Below are 17,115 nucleotides of genomic sequence, written 5' to 3'. Positions count from 1 at the left end.
CGTGGGCGCTCCCGCGCCGCCGACCCGGCCGCTCAGCGGGCCGGCGAGACCGTCGGGGGCGGAGAGGGCGTCGACGAGGTCGGCGACCGCCCGCAGGGTCGCGGCCCAGGACCGTGCGCGCTCCCTCTGCCCGACGACCATCCCGTCGACGAGCGCGCGGGCGCGGCGGTGGGAGTGGGGCGGGCCGTCCGCAGCCGACCCCAAGGGATCGGTAGGGGGCTCCTGCCTGTCGTCCACGGCTGCCCCTTCACTGCTGCTGCTCGAACAGATGTTCGACTGATGGCACCACGGTAGCGCGCACGACCGACAGCAGCCCGACCGCGCGCGGCGTCTGTGGACGGCCGTCGTAGGCCCGCCAGCCGAGGTGCGCCCCCGTCTGCTCTGCTGGCTCGCCCCTCGGCTGACCCGGCCTTCCGTCGGCCCGGCCCGTTGCCCTGCCGGCCTCACCTTCTGCTGGCCTCTGGCGACGTCTAGGGGCGGCGCTAGAGCGAGCCAGACACGGCCATCGAGAGGCGACGGCTCGCCCCGTCGGGCTGGTCCGAGGGCGCGTCCCCCACCACACGGCGTCCGTGTGTGCCTTACTGCTCGTGCGAGACCAGATCCGCCCAGAGCCGGGCGAACGCCCGCGCCTCCCGTCGACGTCGACCGAGCCGGAGCCGCACCGCATGCACGACGACCGTGACCTCTTGCGCGCGCGGGTCGCGCGCACCCTCGAGCACCGCCTGCGCCCCGCCGTCCACCGGACGGTGGCGGCCCTGCGCGTCGAGGCGTGGCACGTCGCCGACGAGGACGGCGTCCGGGGTCGCGGCGAGCCCGTGCCCCCCTCCGCCGCCCTCCCCGGGCCGCAGCGCTCCGACGCGGCGCGGTACACCCCCATGTCGGTCGGGGACGCCTGGGGCCCGGCGTGGGGCACGACGTGGCTGCACCTCACCGGCGAGGTGCCGGCGGAGGCGGCGGGGCGCCGGGTCGAGCTCGTCGTGGACCTCGGCTGGCGGGGGGCGTCTCCGGGCTTCCAGGCCGAGGGCCTCGTCTACCGGCCCGACGGCACGCCGGTGAAGGGGCTCAACCCCCGCAACGGGTGGGTGCCCGTGACCAGCGCCGCGGTGGGCGGGGAGCGCGTCGACCTCTTCGTCGAGGCGGCCGCGAACCCGCTCGTGCTGGGCGACGACGCCGACCGCTTCGGGCCGACGGCGCTGGGGGACCGGACGACCGCGCCCGCCGAACCGCTCTACCGGCTGGACCGCGCCGACGTCGCCGTCCTGGAGACGGAGGTCCACGAGCTCGTCGCCGACCTGGAGGTGCTCGGCGGCCTGCTCGCCGAGCTGGCCGACGGCGACCCGCGCGGGTGGCAGGTGGCGCGCGCGCTCGAACGGAGCCTCGACGTCCTGGACCTGCAGGACGTCGCGGGCTCGGCCGGCGCGGCGCGCGCCGCTCTCGCGGGGGTGCTCGCGGCGCCCGCCTCGGCCAGCGCGCACCGCGTCACCGCCGTCGGGCACGCCCACATCGACTCGGCGTGGCTGTGGCCGCTGCGGGAGACCGTGCGCAAGGTCGCGCGGACGACCTCCAACGTCGTGGACCTCCTTGACTCCGACGACGGGCGCGACCTCGTCTACGCCATGAGCTCGGCGCAGCAGTACGCCTGGATCGAGGAGCACCGGCCGGAGGTCTTCGCGCGCGTCGTCGAGGCGGTCCGCGGCGGGCGGTTCGTGCCGGTCGGCGGCATGTGGGTCGAGTCCGACACGAACATGCCCGGCTCGGAGGCCATGGCTCGCCAGCTCGTCCACGGCAAGCGGTACTTCCTCGAGCGCTTCGACGTCGACACGCAGGAGGTGTGGCTGCCCGACTCCTTCGGCTACTCGGCGGCGCTCCCGCAGCTCGTGCGCCTCTCGGGCTCGCGCTGGTTCCTCACGCAGAAGATCAGCTGGAACACGACGAACGTCTTCCCCCACCACACCTTCTGGTGGGAGGGCCTCGACGGCACCCGCGTCCTCACGCACTTCCCGCCCGTCGACACCTACAACGCCGAGCTGACGGGCGAGGAGCTCGCGCACGCCCAGCGCAACCACCGGGACAAGGCCGGGTCCAACCGCTCGCTCGCGCCGTTCGGCTACGGCGACGGCGGCGGAGGCCCCACGCGGGAGATGCTGCAGCGGGCCCGGCGCACCGCCGACCTCGAGGGCTCGCCACGGGTCGCCGTCGAGGCGCCGTCGGCCTTCTTCGCCGCGGTCGAGGACGAGTACGCCGAGGGCCCCGTGTGGGTCGGCGAGCTCTACCTCGAGATGCACCGGGGCACCTACACCTCGCAGGCGGCCACCAAGCGGGGCAACCGCCGCAGCGAGCACCTCCTGCGGGAGGCCGAGCTGTGGTCGACGGCGGCCGCGCTGGCCGACGACGCCTTCACCTACCCCCACGACGACCTCGACCGGCTGTGGAGGACGGTGCTCCTGCACCAGTTCCACGACATCCTCCCCGGCTCCTCGATCGCCTGGGTCCACCGCGAGGCCCGCGAGACCTACGCCCGCGTGGCCGAGGAGCTCGAGGGCCTCGTCGCGGCGGCGCTGCGGGCGCTCGCGGGTGACGGGTCGACCGCCCCCGGGGAGGTCGTGGTCCTCAACGCCGCGCCGCACGCCCGGCGCGGCGTGCCCGCGCTCGGCGGTGCGCCGGCGGGGGACGTGCTCGCCCCGGTGCCGCACGTCGACGCGCGGGAGGAGGGCGGCGGGCACGTCCTCGACAACGGGCGCGTCCGCGTCGTCGTCGACGCGCGGGGCCTGCTCACCTCGGTGCGCGACCTGGAGGTCGACCGCGAGGTGCTCGCGCCCGGGCAGGCCGGGGCGCTGCTCCAGCTGCACCCCGACACCCCCAACGCCTGGGACGCCTGGGACCTCGACGCCTTCTACCGCAACCGGGTCACGGACCTCACGGGCGCGGAGTCCGTCCAGCTCCTGCCCGCGGAGGACGGCGGCGCGGCGACCGTGCGGGTGGTCCGGTCCTTCGGCGCCTCCCGGGCCGTCCAGGAGCTCTCGCTGGTGCCCGGTGCGGCGCGGGTCGACGTCCGCTGCGAGGTCGACTGGGCCGAGCGCGAGAAGGTCCTCAAGCTCGCGTTCCCCCTCGACGTCCACACCGACTCGGCCGTCTTCGAGACGCAGTTCGGCCACCTGCGGCGCGCCACCCACGTCAACACGACGTGGGACGCCGCGCGCTTCGAGGTCTGCGCGCACCGCTTCGTGCACGTCGGCGAGCCGGGCTACGGCGCCGCCGTCGTCAACGACGCCACGTACGGGCACGACGTGGCGCGTCACCCCCGCGAGGGCGGCGGGACGACGTCGACGGTGCGGCTGTCGCTGCTGCGCGCCCCCCGCTTCCCCGACCCCCACACCGACCAGGGCGTGCACGTGCTGCGCGCGTCCCTCGTCGTGGGGGCCGGCGTCGCGGACGCCGTGCGGGAGGGCTACGCCCTCAACCTCCCGGAGCGGCGGGTGCCCGGCGGGCGCCCGGTCGAGCCGGTGGTGCGGGTCGAGGACGAGAGCGCCCCCGGCGCCGTCGTCGTCGAGGCGGTCAAGCTCGCCGACGACCGGTCGGGCGACGTGGTCGTCCGGCTCTACGAGGCGCTCGGCGGCCGCGCCCGCGCCCGGCTGGTCCCGGGCTTCGCGGCTGCGGACGTCGACGAGGTCGACCTCCTCGAGCGGCCCGCGCCGGACGACGTCCGGGGCGCCCTCCGGGGCGGCCTCGACGAGCGGGGAGGGGCGCCGCTGCACCTGCGCCCCTTCCAGGTGGTGACGCTGCGCCTGCGCCGCGGGGCGCCCGCGGACTGAGGCAGGACGGCCGGGGGACCGGCACCGCGCGCCCCGCCCGGGCACGCGGACCGACGAGGCGGCGACGGTGCCGCGGAGGAGGTGCTCGACGTGGTGGTGAGCGGTGACCGGGGAGGACGGCGGCGCAGGGGCCGCCGCAGGGGCGGGGCCGCCCTCGTGGTGGGCGGGCTGGTGCTGGTCGCGGGCTGCGGCCAGCAGGACGCCGGGGCGAGGGCCGACGTGCTGCGCGTGGCCTACCAGCAGTTCGGCGGCACCTCCCCGGTCGACGACTGGTTCGCCGACGTCGCGGCGCAGCTCGAGGAGGAGCACCCGGACGTCGACGTCGAGCTGATGCCCGTCGTCGCCGGCGGCAACGACTACTTCACGAAGCTCAACCTCATGCGCGGCTCGAGCCGCACGGCGCCGGACGTCGTGCTGCAGGACAGCTTCCAGATCAACTCCGACATCGAGGCCGGCTACCTGCTGCCGCTGGACGACCGGCTGGCGGGGTGGGAGGACTGGCCGCAGTTCGCGGGCTCCGAGGGGGCGACCACGGGCCGCGACGGCTCGGTCTACGGCGTCTCCATGGGCACCGACACCCGGGCGCTCTACTACAACCGGGACCTCCTCGAGCAGGCCGGGGTCGAGGTGCCCTGGGAGCCCGCGACGTGGGAGGAGGTCCTCGACGGCGCCCGTGCCGTCCGCGACGCCGGCCTCACGTCCCCGGACGGCTCCGAGGTCATCCCCTTCAACATCTACGGCGGCTCCTCGGTCGGCGAGGTGACGTCGATGCAGAGCGTCCAGATGCTGCTGGCGGGCACCGGCGACGAGCTGTACGACGACGAGAGCGAGCGCTGGGTCACCTCCTCCGACGGGTTCCGGGACACCCTGGGCTTCCTCGACACCGTCTACAGCGAGGACCTCGGCCCCTCGCTGTCCCTCGCGCTGGACCCGCAGGCCCAGTACGCCGTGGCGGGCACCCTCATCCCGGCGGAGCGGGTGGCCATCGCCCTCGACGGGTCGTGGCAGGTGGAGAACTGGCGCGAGGGCGGCACCTCGGCCTGGCCCGGGTGGACCGACACGCTCGGCGTCGCTCCCATGCCGACCCAGGACGGCGAGGAGCCCGGGGCGGTGAGCCTCTCCGGCGGCTTCGCGCTCGCCGTCAGCGCCGGCGCCCCCGACCCCGACCTGGCCTTCGACTTCCTCACGACGGCGGGGGACTACGAGAACTCCCTCGCGTACTACCTGGCCGCGCAGCAGATCTCGGTCCGCGCCGACGTCAGCGAGGACCCGCGCTACGCCGAGCAGAACCCCACCATCTCGGCCTTCTCCGAGCTCGTGGAGGTCACCCGCTTCCGCCCCGCCTACCAGGAGTACCCGCGGATCTCGAACGAGATCAGCACGACGGCGGAGTCGGTCATCACCGGGGAGCGCACCCCCGAGGAGGCCATGGCCGACTACGGCGAGGCCGTCACCCAGATCGTCGGCGAGGAGGCCGTCGTCCGCGCCGAGGACCTGCCGCCCGACGACGGCGGCGGGGGCGCGGCCCCCGCGCGCGAGGAGGAGGGCTCGTGAGCGCCGTCGACGTCCGCCGGGCGCGGGCGCCGGCGCCGCCCGGCCAGCCGGTGGCTCCTGCCCATGGCGCCGGCCGTCGTCCTGCTGGCCGTCTTCTTCGCCGGACCCGTCGTGTGGAGCGTGCTGCTCTCCTTCACCGACGCCTCGCTGACGGGGTCGGCGGCGGCGCAGACGTCGTTCGTCGGCCTCGACAACTTCGCCCGGCTGCTCCAGGACCCGGCGGTCTGGAACGCCGTCGTCCTCACCGTCGTCTTCGTCCTCGGGTCGGCCGTCGTCGGGCAGAACGGCCTCGGGCTCGCCCTGGCGCTCATGCTGCGGGGGAGGGGGACGGCCGTCCGGTCGCTCGTGACGCTGCCGGTGATGGCGGCCTACGTCGTCCCGGAGATCGTGGCGGCCTTCGTCTGGTACGCCTTCCTCAACCCCGAGGGCACCCTCAACACCGCCCTGACGAGCGTCGGCCTGCCGGGCCAGAGCTGGTTGTTCACGCTGCCGGTCCTCGCCGTCGTGCTCGCCAACATCTGGCGGGGGACGGCGTTCTCCATGCTCATCTACCTGGCGGCGCTGAGCCAGGTGCCCTCCGACGTCGACGAGCAGGCCCAGATCGACGGGGCCTCGGGCTGGAAGCGGCTGCGCTTCGTCACCATCCCGATGATCCGCCGGGCCATCGGCACGAACCTCGTGCTCATCACCCTGCAGACGCTGCAGGTCTTCACCCTGATCTTCGTCATGACGGCCGGCGGCCCGGGCGACGCCAGCGAGACCCTGCCGCTGCTCATGTACGAGCAGGCCTTCCAGTACGCCGCCCTCGGCTACGGCACGGCCATCGCGCTGGTGCTCCTGGCCATCGGCGCCGTCTTCTCGCTCGGGTACATCCGCGCCATCGGCAAGGAGGACATCTGATGGCCGCCGCCGCCAGCACCGCTCCCGGCACCGGGGCGACGACGCCGCCGGCGCGCCCGCCCGCGCCCACCGTGGCGTCACCGCGACGCCGTGCGTCCGGCGTCCTCGTGACGGCGGTGCTCGTCGTCGTGGCCGTCGCCTTCGCGGTGCCGCTGCTGTGGCTCCTGCTCGCCGCGCTCGACCCGGGCGCCACCCTGCAGCTGTCGTTGCCCGACGACCCGGGCCTGGAGAACTTCGCGGCCGTGCTCACCGTCGGCACGACGGTCCGGCCGCTGCTCAACAGCCTGGTGCTGTGCCTGTCGGCGTCGGTCCTCACCGTCCTCGCGGCGACGCTGGCGGCTTACCCGCTCTCGCGGTACCAGCTGCGCTACGGGCGCCCCTTCCTCTACACGATCCTCTTCGCGACCGGCCTGCCGCTGACCGCGGTCATGGTCCCCGTCTACAGCCTCTTCGCGCGCGCGGACCTCGTGGACACCCGGTACGGGACCGTGCTCTTCCTGGCGGCGACGTCGCTGCCCATCGCGATCTGGCTGACGAAGTCCTTCATGGACGGCGTGCCCGTCCAGCTCGAGGAGGCGGCCTGGACGGACGGGGCCTCGGCGATGCAGTCGCTGCGCAGCGTCGTCGCCCCGCTCATGCTGCCGGGGATGCTCGTGGTGGGGATCTTCACCTTCATCACGGCGTGGGGGAACTTCTTCGTGCCCTTCGTCCTGCTGCTCTCCGAGGACAAGCTGCCCGCGGCCGTGACGATCTACCAGTTCTTCGGCCAGTACGGCGCCGCAGCGTACGGGCAGCTCGCCGCCTACTCCCTGCTCTACACGCTGCCGGTGGTCGTGCTCTACGCCGTCGTGTCCCGGTGGCTCGGGGGCTCCTTCACCCTCGGCGGCGGCGTCAAGGGCTGACTCCGGCGGGCGCACGCGGCCGACGGTCGGGAGGGTGGACGCCGAGAGGGCGGGCGGGCCGACGCCCGACCTGCCACGACCGACCCGGAGGCCCGCCCGATGTCGACCACCACCCCCGACCCCCTCGCGACCCGCCCGCTGGGCCGCACGGGCCTCTCCACCACCGCCCTGGCCCTCGGGACCAGCTCGCTGGGCGGGACGACGATCCCGCCCGCGCACGACGTCCCGGAGGAGGAGGCGCTCGCGACGGTCGAGGAGGTGCTCCGCCGCGGCATCACCCACCTCGACACGTCCAACCAGTACGGCGACGGCGAGAGCGAGCGGCGCCTCGGCCTCGGGCTGCGGCGCGCGGGCGGCCTGCCCGACGGCGTCCTCCTCGCGACGAAGGTCGACCCGCTGCCCGGCAGCGACGACTTCTCCGGCGCCCGGGTGCGCCGCTCGGTGCAGGAGAGCCTCGAGCGCCTCGGGCGGGAGCGCTTCGACCTCGTGCACCTGCACGACCCCGAGCGGATCTCCTTCGAGGACGCCACGGCCCCCGGCGGCCCCGTCGAGGCGCTCCTCGCCCTGCGCGAGGAGGGGCTCGTCGGCCACCTCGGCGTCGCCGGCGGGCCCGTGGACCTGCTGCGCCGCTACGTCGCGACGGGCGTCTTCGAGGTCGTCCTCACCCACAACCGGCTCACGCTCGTCGACTCCTCCGCGGAGCCGCTCGTGGAGGACGCCGCGGCCGCGGGCGTCGCCGTCGTCAACGCGGCGCCGTACGGCGGCGGGATGCTCGTGCGGGGCCCCGACGAGGTCCCCACCTACTGCTACCGGCCCGCGGGCGAGGACGTCCTGGCTCGGGTGCGCGAGATGCAGCGGGTCTGCGAGGAGGCCGGCGTCCCCCTCGCGGCCGCCGCCCTCCAGCACTCCCTGCGCGACGAGCGCGTCGCGGCCACCGTCGTCGGGATGTCCGCGCCCGGTCGTGTCGCGCGCACGCTCGAGCTGGCGCGCCACCCGGTCGACGACGCGACGTGGGCGCGCCTGGAGGAGCTCGCCGCACCGGGTCGCGCCGGCGTCGGCCTCTGAGCCGAGCAGTTCGCGTCGACCGCTCGATCACCGCCTCTGCCGCCGTCTGGGATCAGCCCTAGACGGCGGCAGAGACCGGTCGAGGCCCCGGTGGCCCGGAGCTCAGACGTCCGCGCTGCGGCGGCGCCGCACCTGGGCGACCAGCGCGAGCACGACGGCGACGACGAGCAGCGCGTAGATGCCGACGGTGATGGGCGTGGAGACGAGCACCGCCGGGTCGCCCTGGCTGATGGTGAGGCTCCGGCGGAGGTTCTCCTCCGCGAGCGGGCCGAGGATGACGGCGATGAGCACGGGCGCGAGCGGCACGTCGTGGCGGCGCATGACGAAGCCGAGGAGCCCCAGCAGGAGCAGCAGCACGAGGTCGACGACGGAGCCCGCCGAGGCGTAGATGCCCAGCCCCGCGAAGACGGCGATACCGGCGTAGAGGTACTGCCGGGGGATGCGCAGGAGCTGCGCCCACACCGGGGCGAAGGGCAGGTTGAGCACCAGTAGCACGACGAGGCCGATGAAGAGGCTCGCGATGAGCGCCCAGACGAGGTCGCCCGAGCGGGCGAAGAGCAGCGGCCCCGTCTGGAAGCCGAACTGCTGGAAGGCGCCGAGGAGCACGGCGGCCGTGGCGGACGTCGGCAGGCCGAGCGCGAGGAGGGCGCCCATGGCCGTGCCGGCGGTGGCGTTGCCGGCGGCCTCCGGGCCGGCGACGCCGCGGATGGCGCCGCGGCCGAACATCGGGCGCCGGCGCCGGGCGTCGAGCCGCCGCTCGGTGCCGTAGGCCAGGAAGGTCGGCACCTCCGACCCGCCGACGGGGATGACGCCGAAGGGGACGCCGAAGGCCGTGCCGCGCAGCCACGCCGGCAGCGCCTCCCGGAACTCCGCCCGCGAGAGGAAGGGGCGGCCCTTCACCGTGACGAGCCGGTCGCCGCTCTGCCAGCGCGAGCGGGACGCGACGTGGAGCACCTCGCCGAGCGCCAGCAGGCCGACGGTGATGACGACGATGCCGACGCCGTCGAGGAGCTGGGGCACCCCGAGCGTGTAGCGCACCGTCCCCGTCAGGGTGTCGATGCCCATGACGCCGACCGTGAAGCCGATGACGAGCGCCGCCAGCCCCTTGAGCGCCGAGTCGGCGACGACGAAGGCCGTGGCGACGAAGGCGAAGACGGTGAGGGCGAAGAACTCTTCGGGCCCGAAGGCCGAGGCCAGGTCCGCGAAGGCCGGCGCCCCGAAGGCCACGACCGTCGTCGCGATGAGGCCGCCCGTGAAGGCGCCGATGGCCGACGTCGCGAGCGCCTGCGCGGCGCGCCCGTCGAGGGCCATCCGGTGGCCCTCGAACGTCGCGGCGATCGCCGAGGAGTTGCCCGGCGTGTTGAGGAGGATGCCGGTGATCGAGTCGCCGAAGAGCCCGCCGTAGTAGACCCCCGCGAGCATGATGAGCGCGCCGGTCGGGTCGAGGACGAGGGTCACGGGCAGCAGCAGCGCCACCGCCATCGACGAGCCGAGCCCCGGCAGGACGCCGACGGCCGTGCCGAGCACGGCGCCGAGGAAGACCCACAGGATGTTGATCGGCGAGAGCGCGGTCCCGAAGCCGTCCGCGAGGTTCGCGAGGGCGTCCATCAGTCCTCCGTCACGGGCGGGATCACGGGGCCGGTCGCGGGCGGGAGCCCGGTCCGGGTCAGCGGTCGGCGCACGGGCCCGGTCACAGCCCGAGCACCCCGGCGGGCAGGTTGAGGCCGAGGCCCGCCCGGAACGCCAGCTGCACGACGGACGCCACGGCGAGGGCCACGCCGAGGTCGAAGAGACGGCGCCGGCTGCCCAGCGCCTGCGCGGTGCCCCAGAAGAGCCAGGTCCCCGCCAGGAGCCAGCCGAGCGGCACGAGCACCGCGATGAAGACGGCGAAGGTCGCGGCGACGAGCGCGACGGAGCGCCAGTCGGTCGGGGCGGTGGGCCGGTCGTCACCGGTGCCGCCGGGGACGGTGCCGGCGCCCTCGGGGGCGCGACGGGCGACGACGCGCCCCTCCGGGGTCTCCAGCACCACCCCGACCGGGGAGCGCCGGTAGAGCAGCCGGGCCCGCCCGCGCAGGCCGCCCCACAGCGCCCTGCGCACGGCGGCGGGCAGCGCGCGCGGCTCCGCGGGCGCGTCGCCCGCGCGCCGGACGTCCTCGGCGTGGACGAAGTGCTCGCCGGTGTTCACCGCCGTCTCCACCCCCGGCAGGGCGAAGGGCGACAGGCGCGGCGGCCCGGAGGCCACGAGGTCGAGGAGGACGTCGAACGGCCGGGCGGCGACGGCCGCCCGCACGCGCTCGCCGTGGCCGGCCAGGGGCGTGACCACGATGCCCAGCGCCGCGTCGGGGCGCCGCTCGCGGACGACGAGGTGGGCGGCGAGGTCGCGCGCGGTCCAGCCGGCGCAGAGCGTCGGGGCGTCGGGACCGCAGCGGCCCAGCTCCTCGACGAGGACGGCTCGCTCGGAGGCGGAGGGCGTCATGGTCGCCATCGTGCCCCCTGGGACCGACGGCGCCCAGCGGGCGCCGAGGGCGTGAACCTGGTCCGCTGCGCCCGGGTCCTGCGGCTCGACGAGTCGTCGTGGACGCATCCGTGGCCGGGCGGGGTGGGGCGGGGGCGGGAGACGTGCAGGGCACTGGCTACGCCCCCGTGCTGGGGCTGGCGCCCAGCACGGACGCTCGCCTGACGTGCCCTGCACGTCTCCCGCCCCCACCCCTGGCAGGCGTCACCGGGCGCGGTGCTGCGCGTGCGGCTGGCTGGGGGCGTGGCGGCGGGCGGTCGGTGCCCGCGGCCCCGGGAAGCCCGGGACGCCGCTGTCGGTCGCCCGTGAGAACGTGTGCTGCCCAGCCTCGTGGGCCCGCCTGAGAGGACGTCCGTGCCCCGCCGCTCCGCACCGCCTCCCGTCCCGGACCGAGCCGCAGCGCACCCTCCCGGCCCCCAGCCGTCCACTCCGGAGCCGTCCCCTCGCGCCTCCGAGGTCCCGCGCCAGCCCGACCGCCGCCGACGCCCGTCGCGGCCCGCGCGCCCCGCCCACCCTCCGGGCGCCACCCGCCGCGGGGTCCGCGTCGTCGCCCGCGGGGCGCGCGACGAGCCGCGCGTCCTCGGCCTGGCCGTCGCCGTCTCCGCCGTCTACGGCGCCGGGACGGCGGCCGCGGGCTGGCTCCTCGGCCGCACGACCGACGAGGTGCTCGCGCCGCTGTTCGCCGGGGACCCCGGCGTCGACCGCGGCGACGTGCTCCTCGCCGGTCTGGCGCTCGCGGGCGTCGCCGTCGTCACCGCGGTGGCCGTCGCGCTGAGGCGCATGGTCGCCGGCCGGGTCTTCGCCAACCTCCAGGCCCGCTACCGGCGGCGCCTCGCCCACCAGTACCTGCGCCTGCCCATCGCCTGGCACCACCGCCACCCCGCCGGTCAGCTCCTCGCCAACGCGAGCAGCGACGTCGAGGCCAGCTTCACGATCTTCAACCCCCTGCCGATGGCGCTCGGGGTCGTCGTCATGGCCGTCGTGGCCGCCGTCGCCATGGTCGCCGCCGACCCCGTCCTCGCCCTCGTCGGCCTGCTCAGCCTGCCCGCGATGGTCGTCGCGAACATCGCCTACCAGCGCGCCATGTCGCCCCGCGTGGTGCGGGCCCAGGCGCTGCGCGGCGAGGTCTCGGCCATGGCCCACGAGAGCTTCGACGGCGCCGTCGTCGTCAAGACGCTCGGCCGCGAGGGGGCCGAGACCCGCCGCTTCGGCGCCGCCGCCGACCGGCTGCGCGCGGCCAACGTCGACGTCGGGCGCACGCGCGGCGCCTTCGACCCCGCCGTCGAGGCGCTGCCGAGCCTGGCGAGCCTCGCCGTCCTGGCGGTCGGCGCGGTGCGCGCCGCGTCGGGGGACGTCGGCGTCGGCGACGTCTTCACGGTCGTCTACCTGCTCACGGTGCTCGCCTCGCCGGTGCGCGCCTTCGGGTGGGTCCTCGCCGAGCTGCCCCGGGCGGCCGTCGGCTTCGGGCGCGTGCGCACGGTGCTCGACGCCCGCGGCCGCACGACCTGGGGCGAGAGCCCCCTGCCGCGCGGCGGCCTGTCGCTGCAGATGCGCGGGGTCGAGCTGGCGCACGCGCGCGGGGCGGACGAGGACCTCGACGCCGGCGAGGTCGCCGGTACGGCGAGGGGTGCCGGCGCGCCGGAGCCCGCCGACGCCCCCGCGGCCGACGGCGTGCCCGCCCTGCGCGGGGTCGACCTCGACGTCCCCGCCGGGTCGACGACCGCCCTCGTGGGCCCCACCGGCTCCGGCAAGTCCACGCTCGCCTCCCTCGCCGTGCGGCTGCTCGACCCCGACAGCGGGGTCGTGCGCCTGGGCGGCGTCGACGCCCGCGAGCTGCGCGAGGGCTCCCTGCCGGCCGAGGTCGCCCTCGTGCCCCAGGGCACCTTCGTCTTCGACGACACCGTCCGCGGCAACATCACCCTCGGCGCCGAGGTCGACGAGCAGCGCCTGCGGGACGCGCTCGAGACGTCGCAGGCCGCCGAGTTCGTCGACGCCCTGCCCGAGGGCCTCGAGACCCGCGTGGGGGAGCGCGGCACCTCGCTCTCCGGGGGCCAGCGCCAGCGGCTGGCCCTCGCGCGGGCCCTCGTGCGCGACCCGCGCCTGCTCGTCCTCGACGACGCGACCTCCGCCGTCGACCCGGCCGTGGAGGCCGAGATCCTCAGCGCGCTGCGCCGTCCGCCGGCACCCGGGGCGCCGCGGCCCACCGTCCTGCTCGTGGCCTACCGACGGGCCACCATCGCCCTCGCCGACCGCGTGGCGTGGATGGAGCACGGGCGCGTCGTCGACGAGGGCACGCACGAGGAGCTGCTGGAGCGGCGGCCGGCCTACCGCCACCTCGTCACGGCGTACGAGGAGGCGGCCCTGGCGGCCGACGCCCCGTCCGGCGCCCCGCCCGGGCCCGGTGCCGTCGCCCCGGCGGCCTCGACCTCCGGGGGGCGGCGGTGAGCGCCGCGGGCGCCCCGCCGCCCGCGGGCACGCGCATCGCCCGCGAGGCGGGCGACGGCGTCGTCGCCACGGTGCGGCGCGGTCTCGCGCTGTCCCCGCTCATGCGCCGTGGGCTGATGGGCACCCTCCTGCTCGGCGTCCTCGCGACCGCCGGGCGCGTCGTCGTGCCGCTCGCCACCCAGCGGACGGTCGACGCCGGCATCAACGGCCCCGACGGGCCCGACCCGGGCCTCGTGACGCGCCTCGTGCTCGTCGGCGTGGTCGTCGTCGTCGCGACGGCCTTCGTGTCCTACGTGGTCAACCGGCGCCTGTTCACCGCGACCGAGGCGGGCCTGGCGGAGCTGCGCACCACCGCCTTCCGGCGCGTGCACGACCTGTCGGCCCTCACGCAGTCGTCCGAGCAGCGGGGCTCGCTCGTCTCCCGCGTGACGACGGACGTCGACACGATCTCCCAGTTCCTCCAGTTCGGCGGCCTGCTGCTCGTGCTGTCGGTCGGCCAGGTGCTCGTCGTCTCGGTGATCATCGGCGTGACGTCCTGGCAGCTGCTGCTCGTCGTCGTGGCCTGCTTCGTGCCCGTCGTCCTCTTCGGCCGCTGGATGCAGCCGCGGGTCTCCGCGGCCTACGCCGAGGTCAGGGCCCGGGTGGGGCGCGTCCTCGGCGGCGTGTCGGAGACGGTGGTCGGCGCCGACACCATCCGCGCCTACGGCGCCGAGGCCCGCACGCGGGCCCGTGTGGACGCGGCGGTCGAGGACCAGCGCCGGGCGCAGGTGCGCGCCCAGACGCTCGTCGCGACCTCCTTCTCGACGGCCGTGCTCGGCGCGGGCGTCGTCGTCGCCGCGGTCGTCGTCGTCGGTGCGCTGCTCGGCGTCGACGGCGACCTGACGCTCGGGCAGCTGACGGCCGTGCTGCTCCTCGTGCAGCTGCTCACCGGCCCGGTCCAGAGCCTCACCGAGGTCCTCAACGAGCTGCAGAACGCCGTCGCCGGCTGGCGGCGCGTGCTGGCGCTCCTCGACACGCCGGTCGACCTGGCCGACCCGGGCGAGGACGGCCGCGACCTGCCCGACGGGCCGCTCGACCTGCGCGTCGAGGGCGTCGGGTACGCCTACCCGGGCGGACGCCCGGCCCTGTCCGACGTCGACCTGGCCGTGCCGGCGGGCACGCGCGTGGCGGTCGTGGGGCGCACCGGCTCGGGAAAGACGACGCTCGCCCGCCTGCTCACGCGCCTGCAGGACCCGGTGAGCGGGCGCGTCGTCCTCGGCGGCGAGGACCTGCGGCGGGTCCGCGCGGCCAGCCTGCGCCGCCGCGTCGCCATGGTCCCGCAGGAGGGCTTCCTCTTCGAGGGGACCGTCGCCGACAACGTCGCGATGGGCCGCGAGGGCAGCACGGGCGAGGACGTGCGCCGGGTCGTCGAGGAGCTCGGGCTCGGGCCGTGGGTCGACGGGCTGCCCGACGGCCTCGGCACGCGCGTCGGCCAGCGGGGCGAGGCGCTGTCGGCGGGGGAGCGCCAGCTCGTGGCCCTGGCGCGCGCCCGCCTGGCCGACCCCGACGTGCTCGTCCTCGACGAGGCGACCTCCGCCGTCGACCCCGCGCTCGACGTCGCCATCGGCGCGGCCCTCGAGCGGCTCATGGCCGGGCGGACCTCCGTGACGATCGCCCACCGGATGTCGACGGCCGAGCGGGCCGACCTCGTCGTCGTCGTCTCCGGCGGGCGGGTCACCGAGACCGGCCGGCACGCCGACCTCGTCGACGCGGGCGGTCACTACGCCGAGCTGCACCGCGCGTGGGCCGCCCAGCTCTCCCCGGCGGGCGGCTGAGGCCGTCGGCCGGCGACGACGACGGCCGGCGACGACGACGACGGCGGGCGACGGCGGCGGGGGCGGGGTCGGGCGCGGTGGGAGGATCGGCGCGTGAGCGCACCGACCTCCTCCGGCACCGACCTCGACCCCGCGGTGGCCGCCCGCCTGCGGCGCACGCCCGACGGCCTGGTGGCCGCGGTGGTCCAGCAGCACGACACCGGCGAGGTGCTCATGCTCGGCTGGATGGACGACCGGGCCCTCGCGCTCACCCTCAGCACGGGCCGCGCCACCTACTGGAGCCGCAGCCGCCAGGAGCTGTGGCGCAAGGGGGACACCTCCGGGCACGTGCAGCACGTGCGCTCGGTCGCGCTGGACTGCGACGGCGACGCCCTGCTCGTGCGCGTCGACCAGACGGGCCCGGCGTGCCACACCGGCACCCGCACCTGCTTCGACGGCCGCGACCTCGGTGCCCGCGACGTCGTCGCCGAAGGGACCACCAGCGGTGCGGGCGGCATCACGGGCGGCGCCACGGGCGGTGGCGGGGCGTGAGCGCGGGACCCGACGGGCGCCTCGGGGCGACGTGGCCGTCGCTCGACGTCTTCCGCGAGCTGGCCCGCGACCGACGGGTCGTGCCGGTCGTGCGCCGCGTGCTCGCCGACGGCGAGACGCCCGTGGGCCTCTACCGCAAGCTGTCGGGCGACGCGCCGGGCTCCTTCCTCCTCGAGTCCGCCGAGGGCGGGCGTTGGTCGCGCTGGTCGATCGTCGGCGCGCGCTCCGGGGCGATGCTGCTGGGCGGCGACGGCGCCTCGCAGTGGGTCGGCGAGCCCCCCGCGGGCGTGCCGACGTCGGGGGAGCCGACGGAGGTGCTCGCGGCCGTCATGGACGCCCTGCACACCCCGCGCCTGCCCGGCCTCCCACCGCTGACCGGCGGCATGGTCGGCGTCCTCGGGTACGACGTCGTCCGCGCCTGGGAACGGCTGCCGGTGCGCTCGCCCGACGAGCTCGGCGCGCCGCCGGTGATGATGGCGCTCGCCACGGACGTCGCCGTGCTCGACCACAGCGACGGCACGCTGCTGCTCGTCGCCAACGCGGTGAACCACGACGGGACCGACGAGCGCGTCGACGAGGCCTGGGGCGACGCCGTCGCGCGGCTCGACCGCATGGTCGCCGAGCTGGCCGCACCCGCGCCGTCCACGGTCGCCGTCCACGACGGCGGCGGGGGCGAGCCGCCCGCGCCGCGGGAGCGCACGCGCCGGGAGGACTACCTCGAGGCCGTGCGGCGCGGCAAGGAGGCCATCGTCGACGGCGAGGTCTTCCAGGTCGTCCTCTCCCAGCGCTTCGAGCTGGACTGCCCGGCCGACGCGCTCGACGTCTACCGCTGCCTGCGGGCGTCCAACCCGAGCCCGTACATGTACCTCTTCCGCGGGCAGCGCCCCGACGGCAGCCGCGTCGACGTCGTCGGCTCGAGCCCCGAGGCGCTCGTCAAGGTCGAGGCGGGCCGGGTGCTGGCGCACCCCATCGCGGGCACGCGCCCGCGCGGCGCCAAGCCCGAGGACGACGTCCGCCTCGCGGAGGAGCTGCTCGACGACGCCAAGGAGCGCTCCGAGCACCTCATGCTCGTCGACCTCGCCCGGAACGACCTCGCGAGGGTCTGCGAGCCGGGGACCGTCGACGTCGTCGAGTTCATGGCGGTCGAGCGCTACAGCCACGTCATGCACCTCGTCTCGACGGTGCTCGGCGACGTGCGCCCCGGGACGGCGGCGATGGCCGTGCTCCGTGCGGCCTTCCCGGCGGGGACGCTGTCCGGCGCGCCGAAGCCGCGGGCCATGGAGCTCATCGACGCGCTCGAGCCGGTGCGGCGCGGCGTCTACGGCGGTGTCGTGGGCTACCTCGACTTCGCGGGCGACCTGGACATGGCCATCGCCATCCGCACGGCCGTCCTGTCCGACGGAAGGGCGCACGTGCAGGCGGGCGCCGGCGTCGTCGCGGACTCGGTCCCGGAGCTCGAGGACGCCGAGTGCCGGGCCAAGGCGGCGGCCGTGCTCCGCGCCGTGGCAGCGGCGACCACGCTGCGACCGCCGGCGCCGGCCGGCGGCCCCCGGTGAGCCCGGCCGGCCGGGGCGCCC

General features: G+C 76.3%; 12 protein-coding genes. 9 read left to right on the top strand and 3 right to left on the bottom strand.

The window, feature by feature from the left end:
• Window positions 1-204, bottom strand: a 204-nt coding sequence (locus HLB09_RS17710) for a hypothetical protein (RefSeq protein ID WP_212770548.1), incomplete at its 3' end; no start/stop codon positions are given.
• Window positions 205-665: 461 nt separating this feature from the next.
• On the opposite strand from HLB09_RS17710, the gene HLB09_RS04470 reads away from it, so the two are divergent.
• The 5 genes from HLB09_RS04470 to HLB09_RS04450 all read left to right on the top strand — a co-directional run bounded on the left by HLB09_RS04470 (window position 666) and on the right by HLB09_RS04450 (window position 8,233).
• Window positions 666-3,812, top strand: a complete 3,147-nt coding sequence (locus HLB09_RS04470; RefSeq protein ID WP_171202202.1) for a glycoside hydrolase family 38 N-terminal domain-containing protein — start codon at window positions 666-668, stop codon at window positions 3,810-3,812.
• Between the two features lie 90 nt (window positions 3,813-3,902).
• The gene (locus tag HLB09_RS04465; protein WP_171202201.1) at window positions 3,903-5,366 is read left to right on the top strand and encodes an extracellular solute-binding protein; all 1,464 of its coding nucleotides are present in this window, start codon (window positions 3,903-3,905) and stop codon (window positions 5,364-5,366) included.
• Window positions 5,367-5,429: 63 nt separating this feature from the next.
• Complete coding sequence (locus tag HLB09_RS04460) at window positions 5,430-6,266, top strand: carbohydrate ABC transporter permease (RefSeq protein ID WP_171202200.1); 837 nt, start codon at window positions 5,430-5,432, stop codon at window positions 6,264-6,266.
• Entirely contained in the window at window positions 6,266-7,168 is a 903-nt protein-coding gene (locus tag HLB09_RS04455) for a carbohydrate ABC transporter permease (RefSeq protein WP_212770546.1), read from the top strand. Before HLB09_RS04460 ends, HLB09_RS04455 begins: the two co-directional genes overlap by 1 nt.
• 99 nt (window positions 7,169-7,267) lie before the next feature.
• Window positions 7,268-8,233, top strand: a complete 966-nt coding sequence (locus tag HLB09_RS04450) for an aldo/keto reductase (protein WP_171202199.1) — start codon at window positions 7,268-7,270, stop codon at window positions 8,231-8,233.
• Between the two features lie 102 nt (window positions 8,234-8,335).
• Here the strand turns inward: HLB09_RS04450 and HLB09_RS04445 are convergent, their stop codons facing one another.
• Entirely contained in the window at window positions 8,336-9,841 is a 1,506-nt protein-coding gene (locus HLB09_RS04445) for a tripartite tricarboxylate transporter permease (protein WP_171202198.1), read from the bottom strand.
• An 82-nt stretch (window positions 9,842-9,923) separates the two neighbouring features.
• Window positions 9,924-10,709: a TIGR03085 family metal-binding protein gene (locus HLB09_RS04440; RefSeq protein ID WP_171202197.1), complete on the bottom strand. Its 786-nt coding sequence runs from the start codon at window positions 10,707-10,709 to the stop codon at window positions 9,924-9,926.
• A 354-nt stretch (window positions 10,710-11,063) separates the two neighbouring features.
• On the opposite strand from HLB09_RS04440, the gene HLB09_RS04435 reads away from it, so the two are divergent.
• The 4 genes from HLB09_RS04435 (at window position 11,064) to HLB09_RS04420 (ending at window position 17,094) form a co-directional block, all read left to right on the top strand.
• Complete coding sequence (locus HLB09_RS04435; protein WP_322790026.1) at window positions 11,064-13,193, top strand: ABC transporter ATP-binding protein; 2,130 nt, start codon at window positions 11,064-11,066, stop codon at window positions 13,191-13,193.
• Window positions 13,190-15,007, top strand: coding sequence for an ABC transporter ATP-binding protein (locus HLB09_RS04430; protein WP_212770545.1), 1,818 nt, complete (start codon window positions 13,190-13,192; stop codon window positions 15,005-15,007). The genes HLB09_RS04435 and HLB09_RS04430 overlap by 4 nt, the downstream gene beginning before the upstream one ends.
• A gap of 93 nt (window positions 15,008-15,100) precedes the next feature.
• Entirely contained in the window at window positions 15,101-15,538 is a 438-nt protein-coding gene (hisI, locus tag HLB09_RS04425) for a phosphoribosyl-AMP cyclohydrolase (RefSeq protein WP_171202196.1), read from the top strand.
• The gene (locus HLB09_RS04420) at window positions 15,535-17,094 is read left to right on the top strand and encodes an anthranilate synthase component I (RefSeq protein ID WP_171202195.1); all 1,560 of its coding nucleotides are present in this window, start codon (window positions 15,535-15,537) and stop codon (window positions 17,092-17,094) included. Before hisI ends, HLB09_RS04420 begins: the two co-directional genes overlap by 4 nt.
• The last annotated feature ends 21 nt before the right edge of the window (window positions 17,095-17,115 follow it).

The sequence above is a fragment of the Pseudokineococcus marinus genome (assembly GCF_013004605.1).
GTDB lineage: Bacteria > Actinomycetota > Actinomycetes > Actinomycetales > Quadrisphaeraceae > Pseudokineococcus > Pseudokineococcus marinus.
The sequence above is the reverse complement of the archived record's forward strand: the minus strand, read 5'-3'. Positions and strand labels throughout refer to the sequence as shown.

What these genes read in the sequence shown, in the direction of transcription:
- HLB09_RS04445 (WP_171202198.1), bottom strand. Translation starts at nt 9,841, where the DNA reads ATGGACGCCCTCGCGAACCTCGCGGACGGCTTCGGGACCGCGCTCTCG.
- HLB09_RS04460 (WP_171202200.1), top strand. Translation starts at nt 5,430, where the DNA reads ATGGCGCCGGCCGTCGTCCTGCTGGCCGTCTTCTTCGCCGGACCCGTC.
- HLB09_RS04440 (WP_171202197.1), bottom strand. Translation starts at nt 10,709, where the DNA reads ATGACGCCCTCCGCCTCCGAGCGAGCCGTCCTCGTCGAGGAGCTGGGC.
- HLB09_RS04470 (WP_171202202.1), top strand. Translation starts at nt 666, where the DNA reads ATGCACGACGACCGTGACCTCTTGCGCGCGCGGGTCGCGCGCACCCTC.
- HLB09_RS04455 (WP_212770546.1), top strand. Translation starts at nt 6,266, where the DNA reads ATGGCCGCCGCCGCCAGCACCGCTCCCGGCACCGGGGCGACGACGCCG.
- HLB09_RS04450 (WP_171202199.1), top strand. Translation starts at nt 7,268, where the DNA reads ATGTCGACCACCACCCCCGACCCCCTCGCGACCCGCCCGCTGGGCCGC.